This window comes from Bradyrhizobium sp. USDA 4502 (assembly GCF_054063355.1).
Genome location: NZ_JBSSGF010000001.1, coordinates 3,103,137 through 3,127,665, shown reverse-complemented (window position 1 = coordinate 3,127,665; position 24,529 = coordinate 3,103,137). Strand labels below are relative to the sequence as shown.

General features: G+C 65.5%; 25 protein-coding genes, 1 tRNA gene and 1 pseudogene. 16 read left to right on the top strand and 11 right to left on the bottom strand.

Going from position 1 to position 24,529, the window contains the following annotated elements:
• Positions 1-123: 123 nt before the first annotated feature.
• Positions 124-972 carry an SMP-30/gluconolactonase/LRE family protein gene (locus ACVW1B_RS14300; protein ID WP_456821692.1) on the top strand — a complete coding sequence of 283 codons (849 nt, stop codon included), beginning with the start codon at positions 124-126 and terminating at the stop codon, positions 970-972.
• Between the two features lie 17 nt (positions 973-989).
• Here the strand turns inward: ACVW1B_RS14300 and ACVW1B_RS14295 are convergent, their stop codons facing one another.
• Positions 990-1,190, bottom strand: a complete 201-nt coding sequence (locus ACVW1B_RS14295) for a hypothetical protein (protein WP_456821691.1) — start codon at positions 1,188-1,190, stop codon at positions 990-992.
• Positions 1,191-1,275: 85 nt separating this feature from the next.
• On the opposite strand from ACVW1B_RS14295, the gene ACVW1B_RS14290 reads away from it, so the two are divergent.
• A complete protein-coding gene (locus ACVW1B_RS14290) occupies positions 1,276-1,413 on the top strand; it encodes a hypothetical protein (RefSeq protein ID WP_456780478.1) in 138 nt (45 codons plus the stop codon).
• A 38-nt stretch (positions 1,414-1,451) separates the two neighbouring features.
• Here ACVW1B_RS14290 and ACVW1B_RS14285 read toward each other — a convergent pair whose 3' ends face one another.
• The 3 genes from ACVW1B_RS14285 to dctP are packed head-to-tail and all read right to left on the bottom strand — an operon-like array spanning position 1,452 to position 4,380.
• Positions 1,452-2,810 (bottom strand): TRAP transporter large permease, encoded by a 1,359-nt coding sequence (locus tag ACVW1B_RS14285; RefSeq protein ID WP_141340612.1) that lies wholly within the window; start codon positions 2,808-2,810, stop codon positions 1,452-1,454.
• The gene (locus tag ACVW1B_RS14280) at positions 2,807-3,361 is read right to left on the bottom strand and encodes a TRAP transporter small permease (RefSeq protein WP_016842495.1); all 555 of its coding nucleotides are present in this window, start codon (positions 3,359-3,361) and stop codon (positions 2,807-2,809) included. Before ACVW1B_RS14280 ends, ACVW1B_RS14285 begins: the two co-directional genes overlap by 4 nt.
• The gene (gene dctP / locus ACVW1B_RS14275; protein WP_057016540.1) at positions 3,358-4,380 is read right to left on the bottom strand and encodes a TRAP transporter substrate-binding protein DctP; all 1,023 of its coding nucleotides are present in this window, start codon (positions 4,378-4,380) and stop codon (positions 3,358-3,360) included. The genes ACVW1B_RS14280 and dctP overlap by 4 nt, the downstream gene beginning before the upstream one ends.
• A 355-nt stretch (positions 4,381-4,735) precedes the next feature.
• Between dctP and ACVW1B_RS14270 the strand changes: the two genes are divergently transcribed.
• Positions 4,736-4,969, top strand: coding sequence for a pentapeptide MXKDX repeat protein (locus ACVW1B_RS14270; protein WP_016842498.1), 234 nt, complete (start codon positions 4,736-4,738; stop codon positions 4,967-4,969).
• A 73-nt stretch (positions 4,970-5,042) separates the two neighbouring features.
• On the opposite strand, the gene ACVW1B_RS14265 is transcribed toward ACVW1B_RS14270, so the two are convergent.
• From ACVW1B_RS14265 to ACVW1B_RS14255, 3 genes are all read right to left on the bottom strand, one after another.
• Positions 5,043-5,806 (bottom strand): IS5 family transposase gene (locus ACVW1B_RS14265; protein WP_092083899.1). Its coding sequence is split into 2 segments (ribosomal slippage): positions 5,043-5,468 and positions 5,471-5,806, totalling 762 coding nucleotides; the frame shifts between segments, so codons are not numbered across the junction.
• A 68-nt stretch (positions 5,807-5,874) separates the two neighbouring features.
• Entirely contained in the window at positions 5,875-6,231 is a 357-nt protein-coding gene (locus ACVW1B_RS14260; RefSeq protein ID WP_225161949.1) for a DUF6481 family protein, read from the bottom strand.
• 208 nt (positions 6,232-6,439) lie between these two features.
• Entirely contained in the window at positions 6,440-6,664 is a 225-nt protein-coding gene (locus ACVW1B_RS14255; protein WP_057016542.1) for a hypothetical protein, read from the bottom strand.
• A gap of 188 nt (positions 6,665-6,852) precedes the next feature.
• Here ACVW1B_RS14255 and ACVW1B_RS14250 point away from each other — a divergent pair, with 188 nt between their 5' ends.
• Together ACVW1B_RS14250 and ACVW1B_RS14245 are read left to right on the top strand one after the other, a co-directional pair.
• Positions 6,853-7,029, top strand: a complete 177-nt coding sequence (locus ACVW1B_RS14250; RefSeq protein WP_456780479.1) for a hypothetical protein — start codon at positions 6,853-6,855, stop codon at positions 7,027-7,029.
• A gap of 140 nt (positions 7,030-7,169) precedes the next feature.
• Positions 7,170-7,445, top strand: a complete 276-nt coding sequence (locus tag ACVW1B_RS14245; RefSeq protein WP_143270721.1) for a hypothetical protein — start codon at positions 7,170-7,172, stop codon at positions 7,443-7,445.
• Between the two features lie 15 nt (positions 7,446-7,460).
• Here ACVW1B_RS14245 and ACVW1B_RS14240 read toward each other — a convergent pair whose 3' ends face one another.
• Positions 7,461-7,637 (bottom strand): hypothetical protein, encoded by a 177-nt coding sequence (locus ACVW1B_RS14240; RefSeq protein ID WP_166205288.1) that lies wholly within the window; start codon positions 7,635-7,637, stop codon positions 7,461-7,463.
• 208 nt (positions 7,638-7,845) lie between these two features.
• Here ACVW1B_RS14240 and ACVW1B_RS14235 point away from each other — a divergent pair, with 208 nt between their 5' ends.
• The 3 genes from ACVW1B_RS14235 (at position 7,846) to ACVW1B_RS14225 (ending at position 9,766) form a co-directional block, all read left to right on the top strand.
• Entirely contained in the window at positions 7,846-8,061 is a 216-nt protein-coding gene (locus ACVW1B_RS14235; RefSeq protein WP_026192800.1) for a hypothetical protein, read from the top strand.
• Positions 8,062-8,201: 140 nt separating this feature from the next.
• Complete coding sequence (locus ACVW1B_RS14230) at positions 8,202-9,119, top strand: 2-dehydro-3-deoxygalactonokinase (RefSeq protein WP_456781908.1); 918 nt, start codon at positions 8,202-8,204, stop codon at positions 9,117-9,119.
• Between the two features lie 11 nt (positions 9,120-9,130).
• Positions 9,131-9,766, top strand: a complete 636-nt coding sequence (locus tag ACVW1B_RS14225; RefSeq protein ID WP_229191489.1) for a 2-dehydro-3-deoxy-6-phosphogalactonate aldolase — start codon at positions 9,131-9,133, stop codon at positions 9,764-9,766.
• A 16-nt stretch (positions 9,767-9,782) separates the two neighbouring features.
• Here the strand turns inward: ACVW1B_RS14225 and ACVW1B_RS14220 are convergent, their stop codons facing one another.
• Positions 9,783-10,088, bottom strand: a complete 306-nt coding sequence (locus ACVW1B_RS14220; RefSeq protein ID WP_057016599.1) for a hypothetical protein — start codon at positions 10,086-10,088, stop codon at positions 9,783-9,785.
• 232 nt (positions 10,089-10,320) lie between these two features.
• Between ACVW1B_RS14220 and ACVW1B_RS14215 the strand changes: the two genes are divergently transcribed.
• Positions 10,321-10,734, top strand: a complete 414-nt coding sequence (locus tag ACVW1B_RS14215) for an SRPBCC family protein (protein ID WP_456780480.1) — start codon at positions 10,321-10,323, stop codon at positions 10,732-10,734.
• A 20-nt stretch (positions 10,735-10,754) separates the two neighbouring features.
• Complete coding sequence (locus tag ACVW1B_RS14210) at positions 10,755-10,994, top strand: YdeI/OmpD-associated family protein (protein ID WP_456780481.1); 240 nt, start codon at positions 10,755-10,757, stop codon at positions 10,992-10,994.
• Between the two features lie 666 nt (positions 10,995-11,660).
• Here ACVW1B_RS14210 and ACVW1B_RS14205 read toward each other — a convergent pair.
• Together ACVW1B_RS14205 and ACVW1B_RS14200 are read right to left on the bottom strand one after the other, a co-directional pair.
• Entirely contained in the window at positions 11,661-12,131 is a 471-nt protein-coding gene (locus ACVW1B_RS14205; RefSeq protein WP_456780482.1) for a DUF992 domain-containing protein, read from the bottom strand.
• Between the two features lie 736 nt (positions 12,132-12,867).
• Positions 12,868-12,944 (bottom strand) — tRNA-Arg (locus ACVW1B_RS14200).
• A 287-nt stretch (positions 12,945-13,231) separates the two neighbouring features.
• On the opposite strand from ACVW1B_RS14200, the gene ACVW1B_RS14195 reads away from it, so the two are divergent.
• The 6 genes and pseudogenes from ACVW1B_RS14195 to ACVW1B_RS14170 all read left to right on the top strand — a co-directional run bounded on the left by ACVW1B_RS14195 (position 13,232) and on the right by ACVW1B_RS14170 (position 24,506).
• Positions 13,232-18,439 carry an alpha-2-macroglobulin family protein gene (locus tag ACVW1B_RS14195; protein WP_456821690.1) on the top strand — a complete coding sequence of 1,736 codons (5,208 nt, stop codon included), beginning with the start codon at positions 13,232-13,234 and terminating at the stop codon, positions 18,437-18,439.
• Positions 18,440-18,507: 68 nt separating this feature from the next.
• Positions 18,508-20,635, top strand: a pseudogene (gene pbpC, locus ACVW1B_RS14190) (penicillin-binding protein 1C).
• 82 nt (positions 20,636-20,717) lie between these two features.
• Entirely contained in the window at positions 20,718-22,463 is a 1,746-nt protein-coding gene (locus ACVW1B_RS14185; protein WP_456821689.1) for an ArnT family glycosyltransferase, read from the top strand.
• 1 nt (position 22,464) lies between these two features.
• Positions 22,465-23,310 (top strand): phosphatase PAP2 family protein, encoded by an 846-nt coding sequence (locus ACVW1B_RS14180; protein WP_168858553.1) that lies wholly within the window; start codon positions 22,465-22,467, stop codon positions 23,308-23,310.
• Positions 23,311-23,376: 66 nt separating this feature from the next.
• Positions 23,377-24,168 (top strand): glycosyltransferase family 2 protein, encoded by a 792-nt coding sequence (locus ACVW1B_RS14175; RefSeq protein ID WP_456780486.1) that lies wholly within the window; start codon positions 23,377-23,379, stop codon positions 24,166-24,168.
• The gene (locus ACVW1B_RS14170; protein WP_016845896.1) at positions 24,168-24,506 is read left to right on the top strand and encodes a lipid-A-disaccharide synthase N-terminal domain-containing protein; all 339 of its coding nucleotides are present in this window, start codon (positions 24,168-24,170) and stop codon (positions 24,504-24,506) included. The genes ACVW1B_RS14175 and ACVW1B_RS14170 overlap by 1 nt, the downstream gene beginning before the upstream one ends.
• The last annotated feature ends 23 nt before the right edge of the window (positions 24,507-24,529 follow it).

Below are 24,529 nucleotides of genomic sequence, written 5' to 3'. Positions count from 1 at the left end.
CGGGTGAAAACGGACAGGCAGCACCGTGCTTTGACCGGTTCCGCCTGAGTTGTATCGTCGTAGCGAGCGCACGTGGGGGCTGACGATGTCACTGCAACATCACTTTTCTCGAACCGGTGCATCATGACGGCGTGCCTCAGAACGATCCTCGACGGCGGCCGCTATTTCGAAGGCCCGCGCTGGCATCGCGGGCGGCTCTGGTTCGTCGATTGCATGGCGCGGGCGCTTCTGAGCATCAGCTCGTCGGGCGAGTTGCAGGAGCATGCTGCGCTGACCGACGACACGCCGTGTGGTCTCGGCGTCCTGCCTGATGGCGACATCGTCGTGCTGACGATGTTCAGGAAGCGGCTGCTGCGGTTTTCCGATGGAGCGCTGTCGCTCTATGCCGATCTCTCCGAGGTCGCGACCGGCACGATCGACGACATGATCATCGACGGGCAGGGACGCGCCTATGTCGGCGATCTCGGCTTCGACCTGCCGCCGCCGGAGCGCCGCGGTGCGGTCGGCCGGATCATCCTCGTGATGCCCGACGGCAGTGCCCGCGTCGTCGCGGAAGGCTTGCGGTTTCCCAACGGCATTGCCGTCTCCTCCGACCATCGCCGGCTCGTCGTTGCCGAAATGGATGGCGCAGGTCTCGCCGAATACGACATCGCGCCGGACGGCGGCCTGACCCTGCGCGGGCGGTTCGGCAGCATCAACGATCCCGACGGCATCTGCCTCGATGCCGACGGGGCGACCTGGGTCGCGTCCTTCACGGAAGATGCTTTTGTCCGGATCGATCGCACTGGCGTGGAGCGTGAGCGCATCACGGTGTCCGGTCGCCGCGCGCTTGCCTGCGCGCTCGGAGACGCGGACCGCAGGACGCTGTTCTGCCTGAGCGCGGAGACGTCCTACGAAGAGCTACGCAAGGGCAGGTCCACGTCGCGGATCGATGTGGTCGAGGTCGACACGCCGGGTGATGGCTATCCCTGAGCCGACCGAGGCGAGTCTCACTTCTTCTTTTTCTTCTCTTTCTTCTTCAGGATATCGGCCTGGCTCCTGAAGGCGCGGGCGAGGGAGCGCATCTGGTTGGCGACAAGTGCGTCGGCCGTCGTCAATGCAACCCGCTCCGCGGTCTGCGCCTGCCTGCGAATTGCCTTGGCCATTTTCATGAAGGAACCAATCGCGCCGCGTCGCTCTCGTTCCTGCACCAGCGACAGCGTCTTGACGGCATCTCGCGGTCTTGAGTTTCGTTCTCGTTTCGTTCATAGGAGCGCGCTCCGGGAGAGTGCTGCCATGGACGACGAGCGAGACCGCGAAATCATCAGGCTGTGGAACGAGGTCCGCCGGCTGCAGCGCGAGGGGCGTCCGACGGCGGTGCTGGTCCGCCGGATCGAGAGGGCGCTCGCGGAACGCGAGCAGGAGGCTGCCTGAAACTACGGTCTGCCGCGTCCTCGCAGCGCGCAAGCGGTCTAGCGCCCGCCGTCCGGCCCCATGATCAGATTCGGCAGCCAGGTCGAGATCTCCGGAAAGAAGCAGAGCAACAGCACTGCGAACATCATCAGCAGCACGAATGGCAGCGTGCCCCAGATCACCTCGCTCAGCGGGATGTCGGGCGCGACGTTGCGGATGACGAAGATGTTGAGGCCGACCGGCGGATGGATCAGGCCCATCTCCATCACGATGGTCATGACGACGCCGAACCAGATGATGTCGAACTCGGCCGCGCGCAGCGGCGGCAGGATGATCGGCGCGGTCATCAGGATGATCGAGACCGGCGGCAGGAAGAAGCCGAGCACGATCACCATCACGAGGATCGCAAACAACAGCTCCCAGCGCGGCAGGTGCATGGCGACGATCGCCTCCGCCGCCGACTGCGAGATGTGCAGATAGCTCATCACATAGGAATAGAGCAGTGACATGCCGATGATCAGCATCAGCATGGTGGACTCGCGGATGGTCGATTTCAGGATCGGCGACAGGTCGCTGGGCGTCCACACGCTGTAGATCACGGCGATCAGCCCGAGCGCCAGGAGGCCGCCGAGGCCGGCGGTTTCCGATGGCGTGGCGTAGCCGCCATAGAGCGCGATCATCACGCCGGTCAGCAGCAGCACGAACGGGATCACGCGCGGCAGCGCGCTGAAGCGCTCGGCCATGGTGAATTCGTCATGCTGCAGGATCGCCGCGTCCTTGCCGGTCGCGTCATAGACGGCGCGGGCCATGGCGTATTCCTTGCGGAAGCGGAACACGGCGTAGAAACCGAACAGCGTCACCAGCAGCAGGCCGGGGCCGATGCCGGCGAGAAACAGCCGTCCCAGCGATTTCTCGGCTGCGACGGCGAACAGGATCATCGTGATCGAGGGCGGCAGCAGGATGCCGAGCGTGCCGCCGGCGGCGATGATGCCCGCGGCAAAGCCGCCGGAATAGCCGCGCTTGCGCATCTCCGGGATGCCGGCCGAACCGATCGCCGAGCAGGTCGCCGGCGAGGAGCCGGCCATCGCCGCGAACAGGGCGCAGGCGAATACGTTGGCGACGCCGAGGCCGCCGGGCACGCGGTGCAGCCAGGCGTGCAGCGCCGAATAGAGGTCCTGGCCGGCCCGCGATTTGCCGATCGCCGCGCCCTTCAGGATGAACAGCGGGATCGACAGCAGCGTGATCGAGGCCATCTCCTCGTAGACGTTCTGCGTCACCGTATCGAGCGAGGCCGCCGGCATGAAGATCGCCATGAACACGACCGCGACGGCACCGAGCGCGAACGCGATCGGCATACCGGAGAACATCGCAAACAGGGTGGCAAGTCCGTAGGAGATACCAATACCAAACACGGTCATCGGCGCGCGCCACCCGTCAGCGGAATGATGATTTGCAGGAGGATCTGCACGCAGAGCAGCGTCATGCCCAGCGCCATCAGCACGTAGGGGATGGCGAGCGGCGGCGACCACATCGAGTTGGACACCTGGCCGTCGACATAGGCTTCATGCGCCAGGGTCCAGGATTTCCAGGCGAAGAAGGCGCAGAACGCGAAGCTCGCGACGTCGACCAGCCACAGCCGGATGGCGTTGGCGCGCGCCGAGAGCAGCCCGACGAACGCCTCGATGCTGACATGGCCGCGCTGGCTCTGCACATAGGCCGAGGTCATGAAGGTGGCGCCGACCAGGAGGAAGACGGCCGCCTCGTCCTGCCAGTAGTTCGGGCTGTGGAACAGGGCGCGGCCGAGCACGCTGTAGCTCAGGATCACGCAGGCCGCGACCAGAGCGAGCGCGGCGAACACCACGATGATGTTGTTGCAGATGGACAGCGCGCGCCCAAGCAAGGCCACGGGCGTGTTGCCCGCGGCGATGCTTGCGGTTTCGGCCTGATCCGCGACCGGACCATGCATCATGCGGCGACGTCGCTTGCGAGCTTCAGCAGGTTGGCGGCGGTGGCGGTCTTGGCGCCATAGTCCTTCCATGCGGTATCGCGCGCGATGTCGCGCCACTTGCCGACAATGGTTGCATCGAGCGCGCTGACCTTGGCGCCGGCCTTCTCATAGACCTTGGCGACTTCGGTATCGTCGTCCTGCGCCCCCTTGCGGCCGAACGCCTCGAGCTCGGTGCCGACGGCAAGGATGATGTCCTGCTGGTTTTTCGGCAGCTTGTCGAAGATCGCCTTCGACATCATCAACGGCTCCAGCATGAACCAGTAGGAGGCGCCGGCGCCCGAGGTCAGCGACTTCGCGACCTCCTCGAGGCGGAACGAGATCAGGCTGGTGGAGGAGGTGATGCCGGCGTCGCAGGCGCCGGTCTGCATCGCGGCGTAAAGCTCGTTGGACGGCACCGAGAGCACGGCGGCGCCGGCGGTCTGCAGCACCATGTCCATCTCGCGCGAGCCGCCGCGCACCTTGAGGCCCTTGGCATCTTCAGGCGCCACGATCGCCCTGGAGCGGCTGGCGACGCCGCCGGCCTGCCAGACCCAGGAGATCAGCAGAATGCCCTTGTCGGCGAGGAAGTCGCTCAAGGCCTTGCCGACCGGCTCCTTCTTCCAGCGCAGGCCCTGGTCGTAGGTGGTGACGAGGCCCGGCATCAGGCCGATATTGGTCTCCGGCAATTCGCCGCCGGCATAGGGCATCGGATACAGGCTGAGGTCGAGCGCGCCCTTGCGCATCGCCGAGAACTGCGCGTTGGTCTTGATCAGCGACGAGTTCGGATAGACCTCGGCGGTCAGCTCACCGCCCGAGCGCTTGGCGACCTCGGCCGCGAACATCCTGCACAGCCGGTCGCGGAAGTCGCCCTTGTCGATGGTGCCGCCGGGGAACTGATGCGAGATCTTCAGCGTGGTCGCGGCATGCGCGGTCCCGATGCCCATCCGCAGGACGGCGGGTGCGGCAAGGGCGGAAGCGAGGACGTGGCGGCGTGTGAGCATGGTTCTCCCCTGAGAGCTTCTTGAGTGGCTGTTAGGCCGGCGCGGAGCTTTAGCTTAGCCGGTCTTCGCGTGAATATTCTCTAGTCTGATAGTTCGAGGCGCCCTGATAGTGCGAGCCGATACGGGGCTGCAAGTCCTGACGTTCAAGTCCTGACATTCAAGCCTTGCCGTTGCTGCGGCGCACACAGCCGGCGCCGGCCCATGGCTATTCAACCGTCGCGCGACCATCCGTCGGTGATCGCGCCGCGTCGCTTCAAGAATTTGTTATTGGAGGTAACGACGGCCGGCGCAAGTGCGTCGAGTAGAGAGCGGCAAGTCGTCGCGCTCACATTCGACCACACAAGGGATCATCACCATGACCACCAAGACCCGCCTCGGCCTTTCCGCCGCGCTGCTCTCGTTCAGCCTGGCGCTGGCGCCCGCCGCCTTCGCTCAGGACAAGATGGGCAAGGATGACGCGATGAAGAAGGAAGACACGATGTCCAAGGATGCCATGAAGAAGGACGGTGGCATGATGAAGAAGGACGACGCCATGAAGAAGGATGGCGGCGCGATGATGAAGAAGGACGACGGCATGAAGAAGAACTGACTGCCGTCATCGCCCGCTGTCCGCAGGCCCGCCGCTCTGGCGGGCCTGGTTGTGCCTTAGGCGGTGTGGACAGTTATCGCAGCCATAGGACGATGGCTGCGAGAGTGATGACGGCAAGGTAATTTCGGGCGGTCTTTTCGAAGCGGGTTGCGACGCGGCGGAATTGCTTGAGCTTTGAGAAGCAGCATTCGACGAGATGGCGCTGGGCATAGAGATGCTTGTCGAGCGGATACTTGAGCGCGCGTGACGGGTTGTTGGGGATGACGGCGAGCGCGCCCTTGGCTGCAATGTCCTGGCGCAGGTGATCGGCGTCATAAGCCGTATCGGCCATGAAAACCTCGGCAGGCAATCCCTCGATCAATGTGGCGGCTTGCGGTGCATCGCCCTTCTGGCCTGCGGTGATCGTGAACCGTACCGGACATCCCAAGCCGCGAACGGCCATATGTATCTTGGTGCTCAGGCCGCCGCGCGAACGGCCAAGCGCCTGATCTTCAGACCCCCTTTTTTGGCCCCGGCAGCATGCTGATGGGCTCGAACAATGGTGGAATCGACAATCAGATATTCGAAGTCCGGATCGTCGGACATTGCCTCGAAGATCCGCCACCAGACGCCTTTGGCACTCCATCGGCTGAAGCGCCGGAACGCGCTGTTCCAATCCCCGAACGCTTCCGGAAGATCACGCCAGGGAGAGCCCGTGCGAACGATCCACAGCACACCTTCCACGAACATCCGATTGTCGCGCCCGGTCGAGCCCTTCTGGTCAGGCCGGCCTATGATCAGCGGCGCCATCCGCTCCCAAGCCGCATCGCTCAACACCAGACGATCCATCACACCCAAGACTGCCTCCCAAAAGCAGCCTTGAATCTGATTTGCTCCTAAAAGGGAATCCTTAGAGTCCACACCGCCTAGCGCTTCTTCTTGCCGCGCTCCTTGCGTGCCGCGTAGCGGGCATCGCGCTTGGCCTTCTGCTCGGCGAGCAGCGCCTCCTCGCGGGCGGCTTCCTCTTCCTTCTCGCGCGCAATGCGGGCGGCGTCGGCGGCGGCGGCCTCTTCCTCGCGGCGCTTCTGCTCGGCCTTTTCGGCCTCACGGGCCTCCTTGGCCTTGGTGCGGCGTTCGGCGATCGCCGCGCGCTCCTCGGCACGTGCCTTCACAGCGGGATCGTCAGCTCCCGGCTGGGCGCGAAACTTGTTGAGGAGGTTTTGCCGCGCCTGCAGGGCCGCTTTCTGGCGGTCGGCAAAACCCGGTTCCTTGAAGCCACTCATAGAGGAAGCCTTGCTGCTTTCTGTTCGGGTGATGGATGGGGTTGGTTCGGCGTTTCAATAAGTGAATGGCGACGAAATTGCCAGTGGTGAACGGAGGGCTGTGGAGCAAGGGAGATATGAGCCAGCGTCAAGCAGCCATCGTTCGCCCCGCGGACGCGTGGTGAGTGGCTGGTCACCAAGGGCTGTTGAACAAGGGCTGTTGAAAAGTTCAGCCGCGCTGGAGGTGCTCGCGTCGTCCGTTACCCAGGACTTTGGCGACCGTCTCGGCGGTCATCGCGCTCCGGTCCGAGGCGCGCTGGGCTTCCAGCCTGTCGCGCGCCCTTTCGACGATCAGGAGGCTGATCAGCCGCTGCCTGCTGCTCTCATCGACAGCCTCCGAGAGCAACTGCCTGTAACGCTGATAGTCGTACGTCGTCGCTTCTTGTTCGCTCATCGGCACGCCCCGCATACGCGCTCCACTTCAGCGAGTAGTCTTTCGCGAGTCGCCCCTGGCGCGCAACGGAATTGCGGTGCCGACGGCCGCGGCCGTGCATTTCGTTGTGCGACTGTTGCAGAATTGATCGCACGCAACCATGCAAAGGGTCATGATGCGGACCGTGGCAACCGGGAACCGAAGCGGGCATGAGCGAATCCGACGACGGAAGCAGCAGAAGGGGCGCGCTGATCGGACTGCTGGTCGCAGCGGTCATGCTCGCGGTCGGCCTCTGGCTCGCGCATGACCTGACGGCGGCGAGCAAGATGCAGGACTGCCTGATGTCGGGCCGGACCAACTGTAATGTGATCGAGCCGGCGCGCTGACCCCGTCTTGCGGCAGTGCAATATCGATCACACATCAAGCCCAAAGACTCGGGCTGAACTGTTTGATCCCGGTTGTGATTCCGATCACACGCGGACAGGCGGGCTGCCTCGTCTCCTGGAGATCGGCGGGAACCAAGGCCATGATGTCCAAGCTGTGGTCCGGAAAGGGCGCGGCGCTGGCTGCCGCAGGCGCGGCGGGTGCCGTTTTGGTGGCGTATCTATCCCTGACACTGGCGTCGCCCGAGCCGGTGTCCAATGCGGCGCTCGGGCCGGAATGGCAATGCAGCCGGGTTGCTTTCGTGCTGACCACCTGCACCAGGGGGACCGAGGCGGAACGCGAGGCTGAGGCCAAGCCGGAAGGCGAGGTCAGAGCGATCCCGGTGCGGGCGAAGGACGATTGTCCGCCAGAACTCTAGCGGCCGTATTTCAAGTCATTTCTTGGTGGTACTGCGCGGCTTGATCGACAGGCCGAGGCGCATCGCCATCTTCTTGATCCGCTCCGGCGAGCGGCCGGTCGCCTTCACGACCTCCTCCAGCGACTTCGAGGAGCGTGCCAGTTCCATCAGTCGTCGGTCCTCCTTGAACGACCACCGCGGCTTTCGGGCCATCTTGTTGGTTTCCTTGTGCATTGCTGGGCAACAAAGCCGCCAGGCGGGGTCGCCTGACGGCCTTGCCGGTGTGGGCCCGGACCTTGGGGAAATGTCCGGTGGATAAGCAATACTGCTTCCGAATAAGGCCGCAATTGAAACCGGAATTTAACCTAACCCATCAAGGTTACTTGCAACATTACTCGGATACGGCGTGGCAGGAGGCCTTATGCGCAAGGTCGCCATTTTGAGTGCCGCAGCATTTTTACTGTCCGGTTGCTGGTCCGACCCGGAGGTTACGGGATCGACCAACAGCTGTGCGGCCAATCTTTACAGTCAGTACAATCCCAAGGTCATGGATCAGTGCGTCAACGCCTGCATCAAATGTGACCGCGGCAACGTTACGACCTGCACGACCTCCTGCACGCTGAAGGGCGCGCGGTAATCGATCCGCGCGTCCGATGCCAGCGAGGCCTCGTGGCGTCACGCCACCGAGCCGCCTTGCGTGGCGCGATGATCGCCTTTATCGCGTCTGGCAGCGGCGCCGTCGGCGCGCGGGACACTGAGAGCGTGGAACAGGGCGCGATGAGCGGGCTTTCCTATGTCGCGGTCGACTGGGGCACCAGCAGCTTCCGGCTCTGGCTGACGGGCGCCGGTGGCAAGGTGCTCGGTGAGCGCCGCAGCGATGAAGGCATGACCGCGGCAGCCAGGACCAGCTTTGCGGCCGTGCTGCAATCGCATCTCGATGCGCTGGGTGTGCCGGCCGACCTGCCGGTCGTGATCTGCGGCATGGCGGGCGCGCGGCAGGGCTGGGTCGAGGCCGGCTATATCGATACGCCGGCGCATCTGTCGGACATCCTCAAGGGCGCTGTCGTGGTCAGCGGGCAGACGCGCGAGATCCGTATCCTGCCTGGAATTGCGCAGCGTGATGCCGCCGCGCCGGACGTCATGCGCGGCGAGGAGACCCAGCTGCTGGGGGCGCTCGGCTTGAATGCGCCGGGCGAGGCGCTCGTCTGCATGCCGGGAACGCATTCCAAATGGGTGAGGGTCCGCGGCGGAACGGTCGAACGCTTTGCGACCTTCATGACCGGAGAGCTGTTCAGCGCGGTCGCGCGCGACACCATCCTGTCGTCGCACGCAGTCGCCGGCGCCGAGGAAGCGGTTGACGGCGATGCGTTCCGCGCGGCGGTCGCGGCGGCATTCGCGGCGCCGGCGCTAGCGGCCAATCTGCTGTTTCGCGTGCGATCGCGGCAGCTGCTGTTCGGCGGCAACGCACAGGCCGCGCGCGAGACGATCTCGGGCACGTTGATCGGCGTCGAACTCGCGGCGGGCCTTGCGGAGCGGGAGCAGGGAGCGCCGGTTACGCTGATTGCCTCGGGCCGGTTGCAGCGGCTCTATCAGATGGCGCTCGAATGCCTTTCGATTCCGCTCAATGTTATGGATGCGGAGGAGGCGGTTCGCCGTGGCCTCGCCGGCGCGGCGGCGGCGATCTGGAAGAACTGAGGGATCAACGCATGAGTATTCCGTTTCCGCCGATGAAGCGGCCGCTGGTCGCGATCCTGCGCGGCGTCAAGCCGGACGAGGTGCTGGGCATCGTCAGCGCGCTGCTCGACGCCGGCATGACCGCGATCGAGATTCCACTGAACTCGCCCGAGCCGTTCCGCTCGATCGAGATCGCGGCGAAGCGCGCGCCGGCCGATGTTCTGATCGGCGCCGGCACGGTGCTGACTGCAGCCGACGTCGATCGCCTGCATGACGTCGGCGGCCGCCTTATGGTGTCGCCGAATGTCGACGTCGAGGTGCTGGCGCGTGCCCGGGACCACGCGATGATCACGATGCCCGGCGTATTCTCGCCGACGGAAGCGCTGCTCGCCGCGCGCGCGGGGGCATCGAGCCTGAAATTCTTTCCGGCCAGCGTGCTCGGTGCCGCCGGCATCACCGCGATCCGCGCCGTGCTGCCGCCGGATGTGACGATCGCCGCGGTCGGCGGCGTCTCGGACCAGAATTTCGCCGAGTATGTGAAGGCGGGCATTCGCGCCTTCGGTCTCGGCAGCAGCCTTTACAAGCCGGGCATGACGGGTGCGGATATTGCGGACAGGGCAAGGGTGACGATCGAGGCGTATGACAGGGCCGTGCAGGGTACCGGCTAGGCTCGGTGCAAGCGCGCTAATCGTCCCGCCTGCCGCCGTCGATCACCCTGAACAGCGGGGCCGCCTCGCGGGGATTCTCAAGCAGCTCTTCGACCATGGCGATCGCGGCCGCGACGTACTTCCCGGTCGCGGCGTCCAGCGGCCGTTCGGCTTCGTCCGAGAGCGCAAGCCTTGCGCCTTCGAGCAGCTTGCGGGTGCGGACGGCGGACTCGTCGCCGGCGGTGAGGGCGGCGCGCGCGATCGATCGCAGCACGAACAATTCGCCCTCCAGCCGCAGCAGGCGGTCGTTCAGCTTGCTCAGGACGGTGTTCAGGTTCCGCATGACGCGCTCTCCGGGCATTGGACCCGTCTTCCATACACGGTCATTCCTGACGAAATTCTTGTGGCGACCACGCACCATTTGGTTGGTTGAATGGCGTCCCGGATCTCCTCATGTTCCCGGCGGCCCGGGCATTGCCATTTGACGAAGGCGTCGATGGCCCTAATAGAATGGCCGCGGTCCGGCGCCGCCCGGGAGGCGCGTCAGCTTCACCCATCGCTACGAGGGAATAGATATGAGGATTGCCGTCGAAACGACCGTTGCCGCGCCGATCGCGGATGTCTGGCGCGCCTATACGACGCCCGACGACATCAAGCAGTGGAACGCGGCTTCCGACGATTGGCACACGACCGCCGCGACCGTCGACCTGCGCACCGGCGGCGCCTTCTCGTCGCGGATGGAAGCCAAGGACGGCAGTATGGGGTTCGATTTCGCCGGCACCTACACCAGGGTCGAGGAGCCCCGGCTGCTCGAATATTCGTTCGGCGATCGCAGCGCGCAGGTCGCATTCACGCCGGAGACCGGCGGCGTCAAGGTGCAGGTCAGCTTCGACAGCGAGGATACCCACTCGGTCGAGCAGCAGCGCGACGGTTGGCAGGCGATCCTGGATAACTTCAAGCGCTACGTCGAAGCCAAGCGGCGGTCCTGATCCGGCGATCGGAGGGCGGCGTGACGCTGAAGCGACCCCGCGCGGCGATGCCGGCGAGCATTCGCCGCGAGCTCGATGCTGCCGGACTGATGCAGGCGTTCAAGACGCGCCCGCCGTATCAGCGCAACGACTATCTGCACTGGATCGGCCGCAGCGTGCGAACTGCAACACGGCGCAAGCGGATCGACCAGATGCTGGCGGAATTGAAGGCCGGCGGGGTGTACATGGGAATGGCGCATCGGCCAAGCAAACCAAAGTGAGACTCTCGCGGCGTGACCGCTGCGCGCTGTGCGTTCGCATCGCTCGCGTGATGTTTTGGTCGTGCGAATCCTCATCGAACAAAAAGGACGATCTCGGAATCGTCCATCGCGGTCCTGAAAATATCGACGACCGACGCGCGCTCACAATCTTCCAGAGAAACATTCTTGGATTAAGAAATTGCGAAGCGCGCTGCCGGCGCTCACGGCAAGTGGAACCTGCAATCGCACGAACGGAAAGCGATCAGTCCCTCAATCGCCGCCGGAACTTTGTTCACGCACGGAGAACTACGGAATCGTTTCGTGCGCTGAATGATAAAAACGGCGAGTGATTTCACGGCACACGGCGAACATCAAAAAAGAAAGGCCTCAGCGCGTGGGCCACGCTGAGGCCAAGTAGACACTTTGGTCGTGAGGCACCGTCGCCGGCGCCTCGATGCCTAACCTATCTTTGTTTCTGTGTTTCCAAATGGCCCATTTGGGCCATGCCGCGTGATAGCCAATTTGGGACATGCGCCGCTGGCACAAAGTGTGCAGACTTGGAGCTGTCAGGATTTTGCATCACCTTCCTGGGGCTAGGGCCAACGCCGTCCGCATCTATTTCAAGCGGACGGCGTTGTGCATTCTGGCGACCGCGCCGGCCATCGCCTGGCTGCGCCGCGCTCAGGGTCAGCGGTCCACCGGCCGAATCTCGAGGTTCTCGATTTTCAGAGGCGGCGTTGAGGGGACGTTCTGCTCGTTCAACGGATGCAGCGTGATCGGCGTATTCGTGCCGCCGGCGAGAACGTTGACGCCGGCGCCGTCGGCATGGGCGTAGCCGCCGGCGAGGTCGTCGCTTCCAAGCCACGGCACGGGCGCCGTCACCTTCCAGGTCATGGCGACTTCTTGATCTCCGATCAAAACGCCGAGGTTGCGGATGGCCGCGACAAAACGACTGTCCGGCGCGCTATCGACGTGCAGCACGCAATTGAGATTGGTCACCGGACCCACGACGAACCCGGTATCGGGGCCGCCACGACACTCAAGCGTTCCGGCCCGCACCTGCTGCGCATTGGCGGCTGCGAGCGGCGCAGCGAGAACCGCCGCACCACACGCAGCAGAGGCGATCGCACGGCTTGTCATACGCATGGTGCCGGACAACACGGATCGACGCGCGATCGGCCCATGCCCCCGCGTGCGGCCTTCGTTTGTGGTTAAGAGAGCCTTAGAGATTGGTTTGATTGCTGCCGACGGTCGACGTTCGCGAGCGACCGACCAGGAGGAAAACGATCGACCAACGGCGATGCTTTTTCGTCGTCGTCGCGGCTGACATCTCGATGGTGGGTCTATCGACGTCGAACGAGCGTGCTCGATTTCCAGGCAGGAGAGGCCGCGGGCGAAGCAAGGCAGCGGTCCTGGCACTGACGTCAGGCCGTTCGGATCTCGGTGGTGAGCCTGCCCCGAAAAATTACACCGCCGGGCTCGAAATGCATTGTCCCGGCGGCGCCTGTTCCAATCTGGGCCCGCAATCCCAGTCATGTTTGTGTCTGCAAAACCGGCGCCAAGGTTCGAGCGCCACCGTAATCATACGGGGACTGGGGGGGGGCCGCGATGGGATTGGTGTTGGCTGCTTGTGCGCTGGCGAAGGTCCGATTGTCCGGGGTGATCCAAGCCGCGGCGCGAGAACGGCTGATCGCCACCGATGCTCTGCCCGCTCAGATATGATGCTCGAGCTTCCGCATCTCCTGCAGGCGAGCCAGGCAGAAATCCCGATACAATTCGTTGATGAAATCCCACATGACCTAATCCCCTTGGTCCAGTGCCGGGATACTACGCCGGGTTTGTTTCCGGCCGGCTTCGCGGCTTCTGGAAAATGGTTTCATTGGAGGGAGTAGGGTGGCGATCCCGGCAGGATTCGAACCTGCAACCCGCGGAGTAGAAATCCGCTACTCTATCCAGTTGAGCTACGGGACCGTGGCGGCCTTGTAGCACCGCCAATATGAAAAATCCGCTTTTCCGCCAAGTCCGTCCGAACCGATTTTTGTGGTCGAGCGACAAAGGCGAGCAGGGACCCGCCCTGCGTTGGCCTGGCCAGCCCGCCGCGCCGCACGACGCTGCCGTCGGGGGCTGGTCAAAGGAATGTCGGCAATGCGATCTGCGACGTTTTCGTCCGTTCATGTCCGCGCCTTCACTCCGTCACCTTTTCGCGCACTTTTGGCCCCAACGCGACGTTCGACCGCGGGGCGTTCAGGAGCTCCATCATGATCGGATTGGTTCGTGCCGCCACGATATGCGCCACGCTGTTGCTCGCCCTGGTGACCGCCCAGGCCGCGGACAAGGCGTTCAAGCGCGACGATCTCGCCGATTCCGCGATCAAGCTGGAAGCCCAGATCAAGAGCGAGGCCGGCGCGGTCAACAAATCGGCCGCGACCCTGCGCACCGACGCCGACGCCGCCTTCAAGCGCAATGATTTCCGCGGCGGGCTGCAGATCCTCGGCCAGATCGCGGCGACCACGCCGGAGGACGGCGCCAACTGGCTGCGCCTCGCCAGGACGATCTTCCAGATCCGGTCGGCGAGCTCCAGCGAACAGACGTTCCTGATGGAGCGCGCCTCCACCGCCGCCTACATCGCCTACCAGCGCGCCGGCAATGCGGGCGAGGAGGCGGACGCGCTCGCCGTGCTCGGCAAAGCGCTTGCCGAGCGCAAGCTGTGGCGCCCGGCGCTGGACAGCTTGCGGCTGTCGCTCGACATGCGCGAGGTCGCCGATGTCCGCGGCCAGTACGAGAAGATGCGCGACGAGCACGGTTTCCGGCTGCTCGATTATACCGTCGATTCCGACGCCGCCTCGCCGCGGGCCTGCTTCCAGTTCTCGGAGGAACTCGCCAAGCGCGTCGACTTCGCGCCGTATCTCGCGCTCGCCGGCACCGACAAGCCGGCCTTGTCGGCGGAGGGCCAGCAGCTCTGCGTCGACGGGCTCAAGCACGGCGAGCGCTACAACATCAATCTGCGCGCCGGCCTGCCGTCGACCGTCAAGGAGACCCTGCCGAAATCGGCCGAGTTCAACATCTATGTCCGCGACCGCAAGCCGTTCGTGCGGTTCACCGGGCGGGCCTATGTGCTGCCGCGGACCGGACAGCGCGGTATCCCGGTGGTCAGCGTCAACACGCCGGCGGTCAAGGTCGACGTCTTCCGGATCGGCGACCGCAACCTGATCAACACGGTGATCGACAGCGACTTCCAGAGCACGCTGAGCCGCTATCAGCTCTCCGATCTCGGCGACCAGCGCGGCGTCAAGGTGTGGTCCGGCGAGCTTGCGACAGCGACCACGCTGAACCAGGACGTCGTCACGGCGTTTCCGGTCGACCAGGCGCTCGGCGACCTGCAACCCGGTGTCTATGTCATGACCGCCGCGGCCAAGGGGCCGGGCACCGATGACGACGGCACGCTGGCGACGCAATGGTTCATCGTCTCGGACATGGGCCTGTCGGCCTTCTCCGGCAATGACGGTATCCACGTCTTTGTCAACTCGCTGGCTTCGACCGAACCGGTCGCCAACGCCGACGTGAAACTAGTCGCCCGCAACAACGAGATCCTGGTGACCCGCAAGACCGATGCCGCCGGCCATGTGCTGATCGAGCAAGGCCTGGCCCGGGGCGAGGGCGGGTTGTCGCCGGCACTGCTGACGGTCATGGGCGAGAAGGCCGACTACGCCTTCTTGAGCCTGAAGACCAATGCGTTCGACCTCACCGACCGCGGCGTCGCGGGCCGGGCGATCCCGGCCGGCGCGGACGCCTTCGTCTACGCCGAGCGTGGCGTCTACCGCTCCAGCGAGACCGTCTATCTGACCGCGCTGTTGCGCGACGGGCAGGGCAATGCCCTGACCGGGACGCCGCTGACCATGGTGATCGAGCGCCCCGACGGCGTCGAATTCCGCCGCGCCGTGCTGCCCGACCAGGGCGCCGGCGGCCGGATGCTGGCGGTGGCGTTGAACTCTGCGGTGCCGACCGGCACCTGGCGCGCCCGCGTCTTTACCGATCCGAAAGGCTCGTCGGTCGGCGAGACCACCTTCATGGTCGAGGATTACATTCCCGAACGGGTCGAATTCGATCTGACCAGCAAGGAGAAGGTGATCAAAGCTGAAGTTCCAGTGGAGCTTCAGGTCTCCGGCCATTTCCTCTACGGCGCGCCGGCCTCGGGCCTGCAGCTCGAGGGCGACATGCTGGTAGCGCCCGCGGCGAACGGCCGGCCCGGTTATGCCGGCTATCAGTTCGGCGTCGACGACGAGCAGACCGCGAGCAACGAGCGGATCCCGATCGAGGACCTGCCGGAGGCCGATGCCAACGGCGCGGCGACCTTTCCGGTGAAGCTCGAGAAGGTGCCGACCTCGACGCGGCCACAGGAGGCCCAGATCTACATCCGCATGGCGGAGACCGGCGGCCGCTCGGTGGAACGCAAGATCGTGCTGCCGGTGGCCCCTGGCGCCTCGCTGATCGGCGTCAAGCCGCTGTTCGGCGACAAGAGCGTGGCCGAGGGCGACAAGGCCGAGTTCGACGTCGTGTTCGTCGCGCCCGACGGCAAGCAGCTGCCGCGCAACGGGCTGCGCTACGAGCTGTTGAAGCTGGAGTCGCGTTACCAGTGGTACCGGCAGAATTCGTCCTGGCAGTATGAGCCGGTCAAGTCGACCCGCCGCGTCGCCGATGGCGACGTCAACCTCGCGGCCGACAAGCCGATGCGCCTGGCCTTCCAGCCGCAGCCCGGCCGCTACCGGCTCGACGTGAAATCGACCGACGCCGACGGCCCCGTCACCTCGGTGCAGTTCGACGTCGGCTGGTATTCCGACGGCAGCGCCGACACGCCCGATCTATTGGAAACCTCGATCGACAAGCCGGAATATGCCTCGGGCGACACGATGACCGTGTCGGTCAATGCGCGCACGTCAGGCAAGCTGACGGTCTATGTGCTTGGCGACCGCCTGCTGACCACCCAAAGCGTCGACGTCACGGAGGGCACCCGGCAGGTCAAGCTCCCCGTCGGCAAGGACTGGGGCACCGGCGCGTATGTCATGACGACGTTGCGCCGTCCGCTCGATGCCGCCGCCGGGCGCATGCCCGGCCGCGCGATCGGACTGAAATGGTTCGGCATCGACAAGAAAGCGCGCACGCTTGCCGTCGAACTGTCGCCGCCCGCGTTGGTGCGGCCGGGCTCGACACTGAAGATCCCGGTCAAGCTCGGCGGGCTCAATCCCGGCGAGGACGCCAAGGTGGTGCTGGCCGCGGTTGATGTCGGCATTCTCAATTTGACCAATTACAAGCCGCCGGCGCCGGACGACTACTATCTCGGCCAGCGCCGTCTGACCGCCGAGATCCGCGACCTCTACGGCCAGCTGATCGACGGCATGCAAGGTACCCGCGGCCAGATCCGCAGCGGCGGCGACTCTGCCGGCGCCGAGCTGCAGGGCTCGCCGCCAACGCAGAAGCCGCTCGCGCTCTATTCCGGCATCCTCACGGTCGGGCCTGACGGGACGGCCGAGGTGAGCTTTGATATCCCGGAATTTGCCGGCACCGCGCGGGTGATGGCGGTGGCGTGGAGCGCAACCAAGGTCGGCCGCGCCAATGTCGACGTGATCGTGCGCGATCCCGTGGTGGTGACCGCGACCTTGCCGCGCTTCCTGCTGACCGGTGACAAGGGCACCATCAGCATGGATATCGACAATGTCGAAGGTGCGGCCGGCAACTATGCCATCAGCGTCAAGGCGAGCGGCCCGATCAAGGCTTCCGGCAATTCGACCACGATGGTGAAGCTCGCCGCCAAGCAGCGCTCCTCGCTGTCGCTGGGCCTCGAGGCCGGCGGCGCCGGACGTGCCGAGTTCGACGTCGACATCTCCGGGCCGAACGGGCTGACGCTGGCGCGGCATTATGCGCTCGACGTCAAGCCGGCGACCCAGGTTCTGGCGCGCCGTTCGATCCGCACGCTGGCGAAGGGCGAAAGCCTGACGCTGACCTCGGACATGTTCTCCGATCTTGTGCCGGGTACCGGCAGCGTTTCGGTCTCGGCGAGCCTGTCGACCGCGCTCGATGCCGCGAGCATTCTGAAGGCGCTCGACCGCTACCCGTATGGCTGCTCCGAGCAGATCACGAGCCGCGCGTTGCCGTTGCTCTATGTCAATGATCTCGCCGCCGGTGCCCATCTTGCGATGGACACCGCGGTCGACCAGCGCATCCGCGACGCGATCGAGCGGCTCCTCGCTCGACAGGGGTCCAACGGCTCGTTTGGCCTGTGGTCGGCGGGCGGCGACGACGCCTGGCTCGATGCCTACGTCACAGACTTCCTGACCCGGGCCCGCGAAAAGGGCTTTGCGGTGCCGGACGTGCTGTTCAAGAACGCGCTCGACCGCGTCAGGAACTCGGTGGTCAATGCCAACGAGCCGGAGAAGGACGGCGGCCGCGATCTGGCCTACGGCCTCTATGTGCTCGCGCGCAACGGCGCGGCGCCGATCGGTGATCTGCGCTATCTCGCCGACACCAAGCTGAACAATCTGGCGACCCCGATCTCCAAGGCCCAGCTTGCGGCGGCGCTGGCGCTGGTCGGCGACAAGGCGAGGGCCGAGCGGGTCTATGGTGCCGCGCTCGATGCGCTGAACCCGAAGCCCGTGATCGAGTTCGGCCGGGTCGACTACGGCTCGGCGCTGCGCGATGCTGCAGCGCTGGTCTCGCTCGCTGGCGAAGGCAATGCACCGCGCACCACGCTGACCCAAGCCGTGCTGCGGGTCGAGGCGGCGCGGGGACTGTCGCCCTACACCTCGACGCAGGAAAATGCGTGGATGGTGCTGGCGGCGCGGGCGCTCGCCAAGGAGACGCTGGCGCTCGACATCAACGGCCAGCCGGTCAAGACCGCGGTCTATCGCAGCTACAAGGCCGAGGAGATGACCGGCCAGCCGCTCAGGATCACCAATACCGGCGATGCGCCGGTGCAGGCGGTGATCTCGGTATCGGGCTCGCCGGTCACGCCGGAGCCGGCGGCCTCCAACGGCTTCAAGATCGAGCGCAGCTATTTCACGCTCGACGGCAAGCCGGCCGATGTCACCAAGGCGAAACAGAATGACCGCTTCGCGGTTGTCCTGAAGGTGACGGAAGCCAAACCGGAGTTCGGTCACATCATGGTGGCCGACTATCTGCCGGCCGGGCTCGAGATCGACAACCCGAACTTGGTGTCATCGGGGGATTCCGGCACGCTCGCGTGGATCGAGGACGGCGTCGAGCCGAAGAACACCGAGTTCCGCGATGACCGCTTCACGGCGGCGATCGATCGGGGCGCCAACGACAAAGCGGTGTTTACGGTCGCCTATGTCGTGCGCGCGGTGTCGCCGGGCAAATATGTGCTGCCGCAGGCCTATGTCGAGGACATGTACAATCCCTCGCGCTATGGCCGCAGCGGAACCGGTGCGGTTGAGGTGAAGCCGGCGAAATGAACAAGGACGCGCGGCGCAAACTCTTCTCGTCATGGCCGGGCTTGACCCGGCCGTTCATAGGCGCGTCCATGCGAACGAAGGATGTGGATGCCCGGGTCAAGCCCGGGCACGACAAGCGCAGCGGGCGGCTGGCGCTCCGCGTCGCGGCCGCAATGGCCGTCGTCCTTATTGCGATCACCGGCGCCTTCGCCGCCTGGATCGTTTCGCTCGGGCCGTTGCCGCTCGACAAGGCGCAGCAGGTCTCGACCACGGTGATCGATCGCAACGGCAAGCTGCTCCGCGCCTATGCGATGACGGACGGGCGCTGGCGGCTGCCGGTCGATGCGAAGACGTCAGTCGATCCCACCTATCTGAAGCTCTTGTTCGCCTATGAGGACAAGCGCTTCTATGAGCATCACGGCATCGATCCGCTGGCGCTGTCGCGCGCCGCATTCCAGCTTCTCACCAGCGGTCATATCGTCTCGGGCGGTTCGACGATCACGATGCAGCTGGCGCGGCTGATCGAGCCGCGCCACCAGCGCTCGGTCTACGCAAAGCTGCGGCAGATGGTGCGGGCGGTCGAACTGGAGCGGCAGCTCTCGAAGGACCAGATCCTCGATCTCTATCTTGCGCTGGCACCGTTCGGCGGCAATCTCGAGGGCGTCCGCGCCGCCTCGATCGCCTATTTCGGCAAGGAGCCGAAGCGGCTGTCGCTCGCCGAAGCCGCGCTGCTGGTGGCGCTGCCGCAATCGCCGGAGCGGCGGCGGCTCGATCGTTACCCCGACGCCGCCCCACGCCGCCCGCGACCGCGTGCTCGAGCGCATGGTCGAGGATGGCGTGGTGTCGAAGGACGATGCCGCGCAGGCCACGGCGACGGCGGTGCCGAAGATGCGCAAGCAGATTCCGATCCTGGCGCCGCATTCGTCCGATCAGGCGATCGCGACGATGAAGGATGCGCCCGTCATCAAGCTGACGCTCGACGCCGCGCTACAACGGAACCTGGAGGCGCTGGCGCGCGACCGCGCCATCGCGCAGGGGCCTGACGTCTCGGTTGCGATCGTCGTGGTCGACAATGAGACGGGCGACGTGCTCGCGCGCGTCGGCTCGGCGGATTATTTCGATGAGCGGCGGGCCGGGCAGGTCGACATGACGCGCGCGGTGCGCTCGCCGGGCTCGACCTTGAAGCCGTTCATTTATGGCCTTGCCTTCGAGGATGGCTTTGTCCATCCCGACAGCCTGATCGAGGACCGGCCGATCCGCTTCGGCACCTACGCGCCGGAGAATTTCGACATGACGTTCCAGGGCACGGTGCCGATCCGCAAGGCGCTGCAATTGTCGCTCAACGTGCCGGCGATCGCGCTGCTCGACCGGGTCGGTGCCAGCCGGCTGTCGTCGCGGCTGAAGCAGGCCGGCACCAGTCTCGTGCTGCCGAAGGACGAGGCGCCGGGCCTTGCGATGGGTCTCGGCGGTGTCGGCATCACGTTGCAGGATCTCGCTCAGCTCTATTCCGGCCTGGCACGGCTCGGCGCGACTAAACCGTTGCGCGAGATCATGCAGGAGAATGACAGCCGCGACACGATGCGGCTGATGGATCAGGCTGCGGCCTGGCAGGTCGGCAACGTCCTGCTCGGCACGCCGCCGCCGGAGAACGGCGTGCACAACCGGATCGCGTTCAAGACCGGCACCAGCTATGGCTATCGCGATGCCTGGTCGGTCGGCTTCGACGGCCGCGTCACGATCGGCGTCTGGGTCGGCCGTCCCGACGGCGCGCCGGTGCCGGGTCTGGTTGGCCGCACCGCCGCGGCGCCGATCCTGTTCGACGCCTTTGCACGCACCGGCAAAATCCCGGCGGCATTGCCGAAGCCGCCACGCGGCGTGCTGGTCGCATCCAACGCGAAACTGCCGCCGCCGCTGCGCCGCTTCCGGCCGCTCGGCGAACTGGTCCGTAGCGGCAACGACCAGGCTCCGCACATCCAGTTTCCGCTGAACGGCTCGCGCATCGATGTCGATCAATCCGAGGGCGGCCGCAATGCCGCGCTGCCGGTCAAGGTCGCCGGCGGGGTGCTGCCGCTGACGGTCCTTGTGAATGGTGTCTCAGCCGGGGACATCGACAGCCGGCGCCAGCGCCTGATCGAGCCGCCCGGGCCGGGCTTCGCGCGGCTCACCGTGATCGACGCCACGGGGGCCGCGGATACCGTTGTGATCCGCGTGCAATGATCGCACGGGAAAGCGGAGCGGCACGGTCGGAAAGCGGAACAGCACAGTTGTTTGCGGTGCGGTTTCATCGTATGCGAAACCCATGGTGGATGGCCTCCAACCCCGGCGCTTCGGAGCAGGGCAACAGTCTGTAAAACCTGCGCATTCGGGCCGCAGGCTGTTCATGGCGTTCGAGTTCGCAACGGCCAGCCAATGGCGTTCGATCCTGTTCCTGACGCTGACCTGCCTGGTGCTGTTCCTGCCGGGGTTCTTCACCATCCCGCCGATCGACCGTGACGAGGTCCGCTTTGCCCAGGCGACCAAGCAGATGGTCGAGAGTGGCGATTTCGTCGACATCCGCTTCCAGGACGACGTCCGTTACAAGAAACCGGTTGGCATCTACTGGATGCAGGCGGCTGCGCTGAAGACCGTCTCCGCGCTCGGGGTGCCGCGCGCCCAGGTCCGCATCTGGGTGTACCGCCTGCCGTCCCTGATCGGCGCCATCGGCGCCGTTTTGCTGACCTATTGGACCGCGCTGGCCTTCGTGACGCGGCAGGGGGCGGTGCTGGCCGCCCTGATGATGGCAAGCTGCGTACTGCTCGGGGTCGAAGCGCGGCTCGCCAAGACCGACGCGATGCTGCTGCTGACAGTCACCGCGGCGATGGGCGCGATGGCGCGAGTCTATCTGTCGTGGCAGCGCGGCGAGGATCCCGCACACCCGTCATGGGGTCCGCCCGCGGTCTTCTGGACGGCACTGGCGGTCGGCATCCTGCTCAAGGGGCCGCTGATCCTGATGTTCGTCGGCCTTGCGATGGCGGGGCTTGCGATTCTCGACCGATCGGCGGCCTGGTTCTGGCGCATGCGCCCGGTCTGGGGCCTGATGTGGACCCTGGTGCTGGTGCTGCCGTGGTTCGTGCTGATTTTCCTGCGCGCCGGCGAGACCTTCTTTGCCGACTCGGTCGGCGGCGACATGCTGAGCAAGCTCGGTGCTCAGGAATCCCATGGCGCGCCGCCTGGACTCTATCTGCTGCTGTTCTGGATCACGTTCTGGCCCGGTGCGCCGCTGGCCGGCATGGCGGCGCCTGCGGTGTGGCGGGCGCGGCGCGAGCCCGGTGCGCAGTTCCTGCTAGCCTGGCTGATCCCGTCCTGGATCGTGTTCGAGGCCGTGCTGACCAAGCTGCCGCATTACGTGCTGCCGCTCTATCCGGCGATCGCGATCCTGACCGTCGGCGCGCTGGAGCGGCGCGTGCTGTCGCGCTCGCCCTGGCTGTTGCGCGGCGCCGCCTGGTGGTTCGCGATCCCCGCCTTCGGCGCGGTGCTGGTGATCGTCGGCGCCATCAAGGCGATCCATCAACCGGTGTTTCCGGCCTGGCCGTTGTTCGCCGTCGCGATGGTGTTCGGCCTGATCGCGTGGTGGTTGTTCGAGGACAGCCGCGCCGAGCGCTCGCTGCTCAATGCGGTGATTGCCGCGGTGCTGATGGCAGCCGGCACCTATGGCGTGGTGCTGCCGCGGCTCACCACCGTATTTCCGAGCCAGGAGGTCGCACGCGCCTTGCGCAACGTGACCTGCGTCGGCCCGAAGGCGGCAGCCGCCGGTTTCCACGAGCCGAGCCTCGTGTTCATGACCGATACCTCGACGCTGCTTACCGACGGATCGGGCGCCGCGGATTTCCTCGGGCAGGGCTCCTGCCGCTTCGCGCTGGTCGAACAGCGCTCGGAGCGCGCCTTCGTGCAGCGCGCCGAGGCGATCGGCCTGCGCTACAACGCGCCGGTGCGCGTCGAGGGCTACAACATCTCGCAGGGCAAGGCGGTCTCGATCGCGATCTTCCGTTCCGAAGGGACGGAATGACATGCCGGCGCTGCCAGCCAACCCGGAATCCGCCAACTATTTCGGACGATTGCTGACGCTGGTTTGGCTGTCCTTTGCCCAGCTCGTGCGGGCGCCGTCGCATTCGCGCCGTGCCGAGGCGGCTCGCCGCTCCGCGCGCCACGGACTTTTGCTCGTCGTCATCGTCGGCGCCGTGATCATCACGCTGATGTATGCGTTCGATGTCACCGAGATCAGTCTGATGCCGCCACGCGGCACGCCGGGTCTGTGGTGGGTGAAGACGCTCACCGATTTCGGCAAGGACGAGTATGTGCTGTGCGCGCTTGGCCTGCTGCTGATCGTGGTCGCGCTGGCGGCGCCTGCGCTGCGCGGCGTGCCGCGCGCCACCTTGCTTGGCTTCGGGACAAGGCTGCAATACCTGTTTCTGTCGGTCGTGCTCTCGGTCGCTGTCGGCGAATTGATCAAGTGGATCGTCGGCCGCGGGCGGCCCTTTGTCGGCGGCAAGGCCAATGCCTTCAACTTCCAGCATTTCGCCGGCACCGAGGCCTATTCGAGCTTTCCGTCGGGACATTCGATCACGGCGTTCGCGCTGGCCTTTGCCATATCCGCGGTGTGGCCGGGCGCGCGGTTCGCGATGCTGGTCTATGCGCTGGTCATCGCCGCAACCCGGCTCGTGCTGCTGGCGCATCATCCGAGCGACGTGGTGGCCGGCGCGCTGGTCGGGGTGATCGGCGCAATGGTCGTGCGCTACTGGTTCGCCGCCCGCCGCCTTGGTTTTGCCATTCATCGCGACGGCACTGTGGTGGCGCTGTCAGGACCGTCGGACGGGCGTCTCAAAAGGGTTGCGAGGAGCGCCTTCGCCCCATAAAAGCGGTCGCCCGACGGCCGGATCGGGCTGGTTCCATCGCCGACAACACCAACCACGAGTGCCGATTTGCCTGCTCCCGACCAGACGCCGGTCGCCGTTTCCATCGTCGTGCCTGTGCGCAACGAGGCGGACAATATCGCGCCGTTGATCGCCGAGATCGCGGCCGCGCTCGACGGACGCTGGGCTTACGAGATCGTCTACGTCAATGACGGCTCGACGGATGCCACCGGCGAGCGGCTGAGCGGGGTCATGGCCGGGCGGCCCAATCTCCGGCAGCTCCGCCACGCGGTCTCGTCGGGCCAGTCGGCGGCCGTGCGCAGCGGCGTGCGCGCCGCGCGCGGCGCGATCGTGGCGACGCTCGACGGTGACGGGCAGAACAATCCCGCCTTCTTGCCGGACCTGATCGCGGCGGTCGAGAGTGGCAACGGCCGCGTCGGCCTCGCCGCGGGCCAGCGCGTCGGGCGCAAGGACACCGGCTTCAAGAAGCTGCAATCGCGCATCGCCAACACGGTGCGCGGTATCATCCTGCGCGACGGCACCCGCGACACCGGATGCGGTCTGAAGGCGTTTCCGCGCGAGGTGTTTCTGGCGATGCCTTACTTCGACGGGCTGCATCGTTTTCTTCCGGCACTGGTCCGCCGCGAGGGGCTGACGATTGCCTATGTCGACGTCGTCGACCGGCCGCGCCATTCCGGCGTGTCGAACTATGGATTCTTCGACCGGCTCTGGATCGGGATCATGGATCTCGCCGGCGTGTGGTGGCTGATCCGCCGCAAGAAGCCGACGCCGGTCGTCACTGAAGTGGTCGCTGAAGTGCCCGATGTCACTGGTGTGCCGGGCGTGACCGAGGTGAAGTGATGCTGATTCAGTACGGTCAGGCGCTGAGCGCCTATCTCTACGACGTGTTCATCGCCAAGTTCGACTTCTGGCTGGCGTTCGGACTGATCGCGCAATTGTTCTTCACCGCGCGCTTCCTCGTGCAGTGGATCTCCAGCGAACGCGCCGGCCAGAGCGTGGTGCCGATGGCGTTCTGGTTCTTTTCGATGGGCGGCGGCCTGATGACGCTGATCTATGGGCTTGCCAAGCGCGAGCCCGTCATCATCATCGGGCAGGGTCTCGCCACGCTGATCTACATCCGCAACATCATGCTGATCGTGAAGAACCGCGGCCGCGGGTCGAAAACGCTCGACAGCTGATTGCCGTCATCGTCGGAGCGGCG

Excerpts from the sequence above, each read along its gene's own strand:
- ACVW1B_RS14300 (WP_456821692.1), top strand. The coding sequence starts at position 124 with ATGACGGCGTGCCTCAGAACGATCCTCGACGGCGGCCGCTATTTCGAA.
- ACVW1B_RS14290 (WP_456780478.1), top strand. The coding sequence starts at position 1,276 with ATGGACGACGAGCGAGACCGCGAAATCATCAGGCTGTGGAACGAGGTC.
- ACVW1B_RS14285 (WP_141340612.1), bottom strand. The coding sequence starts at position 2,810 with ATGACCGTGTTTGGTATTGGTATCTCCTACGGACTTGCCACCCTGTTT.
- ACVW1B_RS14280 (WP_016842495.1), bottom strand. The coding sequence starts at position 3,361 with ATGATGCATGGTCCGGTCGCGGATCAGGCCGAAACCGCAAGCATCGCC.
- dctP (WP_057016540.1), bottom strand. The coding sequence starts at position 4,380 with ATGCTCACACGCCGCCACGTCCTCGCTTCCGCCCTTGCCGCACCCGCC.
- ACVW1B_RS14270 (WP_016842498.1), top strand. The coding sequence starts at position 4,736 with ATGACCACCAAGACCCGCCTCGGCCTTTCCGCCGCGCTGCTCTCGTTC.
- ACVW1B_RS14260 (WP_225161949.1), bottom strand. The coding sequence starts at position 6,231 with ATGAGTGGCTTCAAGGAACCGGGTTTTGCCGACCGCCAGAAAGCGGCC.
- ACVW1B_RS14255 (WP_057016542.1), bottom strand. The coding sequence starts at position 6,664 with ATGAGCGAACAAGAAGCGACGACGTACGACTATCAGCGTTACAGGCAG.
- ACVW1B_RS14250 (WP_456780479.1), top strand. The coding sequence starts at position 6,853 with ATGAGCGAATCCGACGACGGAAGCAGCAGAAGGGGCGCGCTGATCGGA.
- ACVW1B_RS14245 (WP_143270721.1), top strand. The coding sequence starts at position 7,170 with ATGATGTCCAAGCTGTGGTCCGGAAAGGGCGCGGCGCTGGCTGCCGCA.
- ACVW1B_RS14240 (WP_166205288.1), bottom strand. The coding sequence starts at position 7,637 with ATGGCCCGAAAGCCGCGGTGGTCGTTCAAGGAGGACCGACGACTGATG.
- ACVW1B_RS14235 (WP_026192800.1), top strand. The coding sequence starts at position 7,846 with ATGCGCAAGGTCGCCATTTTGAGTGCCGCAGCATTTTTACTGTCCGGT.
- ACVW1B_RS14230 (WP_456781908.1), top strand. The coding sequence starts at position 8,202 with ATGAGCGGGCTTTCCTATGTCGCGGTCGACTGGGGCACCAGCAGCTTC.
- ACVW1B_RS14225 (WP_229191489.1), top strand. The coding sequence starts at position 9,131 with ATGAGTATTCCGTTTCCGCCGATGAAGCGGCCGCTGGTCGCGATCCTG.
- ACVW1B_RS14220 (WP_057016599.1), bottom strand. The coding sequence starts at position 10,088 with ATGCGGAACCTGAACACCGTCCTGAGCAAGCTGAACGACCGCCTGCTG.
- ACVW1B_RS14215 (WP_456780480.1), top strand. The coding sequence starts at position 10,321 with ATGAGGATTGCCGTCGAAACGACCGTTGCCGCGCCGATCGCGGATGTC.
- ACVW1B_RS14195 (WP_456821690.1), top strand. The coding sequence starts at position 13,232 with ATGATCGGATTGGTTCGTGCCGCCACGATATGCGCCACGCTGTTGCTC.
- ACVW1B_RS14185 (WP_456821689.1), top strand. The coding sequence starts at position 20,718 with ATGGTGGATGGCCTCCAACCCCGGCGCTTCGGAGCAGGGCAACAGTCT.
- ACVW1B_RS14180 (WP_168858553.1), top strand. The coding sequence starts at position 22,465 with ATGCCGGCGCTGCCAGCCAACCCGGAATCCGCCAACTATTTCGGACGA.
- ACVW1B_RS14170 (WP_016845896.1), top strand. The coding sequence starts at position 24,168 with ATGCTGATTCAGTACGGTCAGGCGCTGAGCGCCTATCTCTACGACGTG.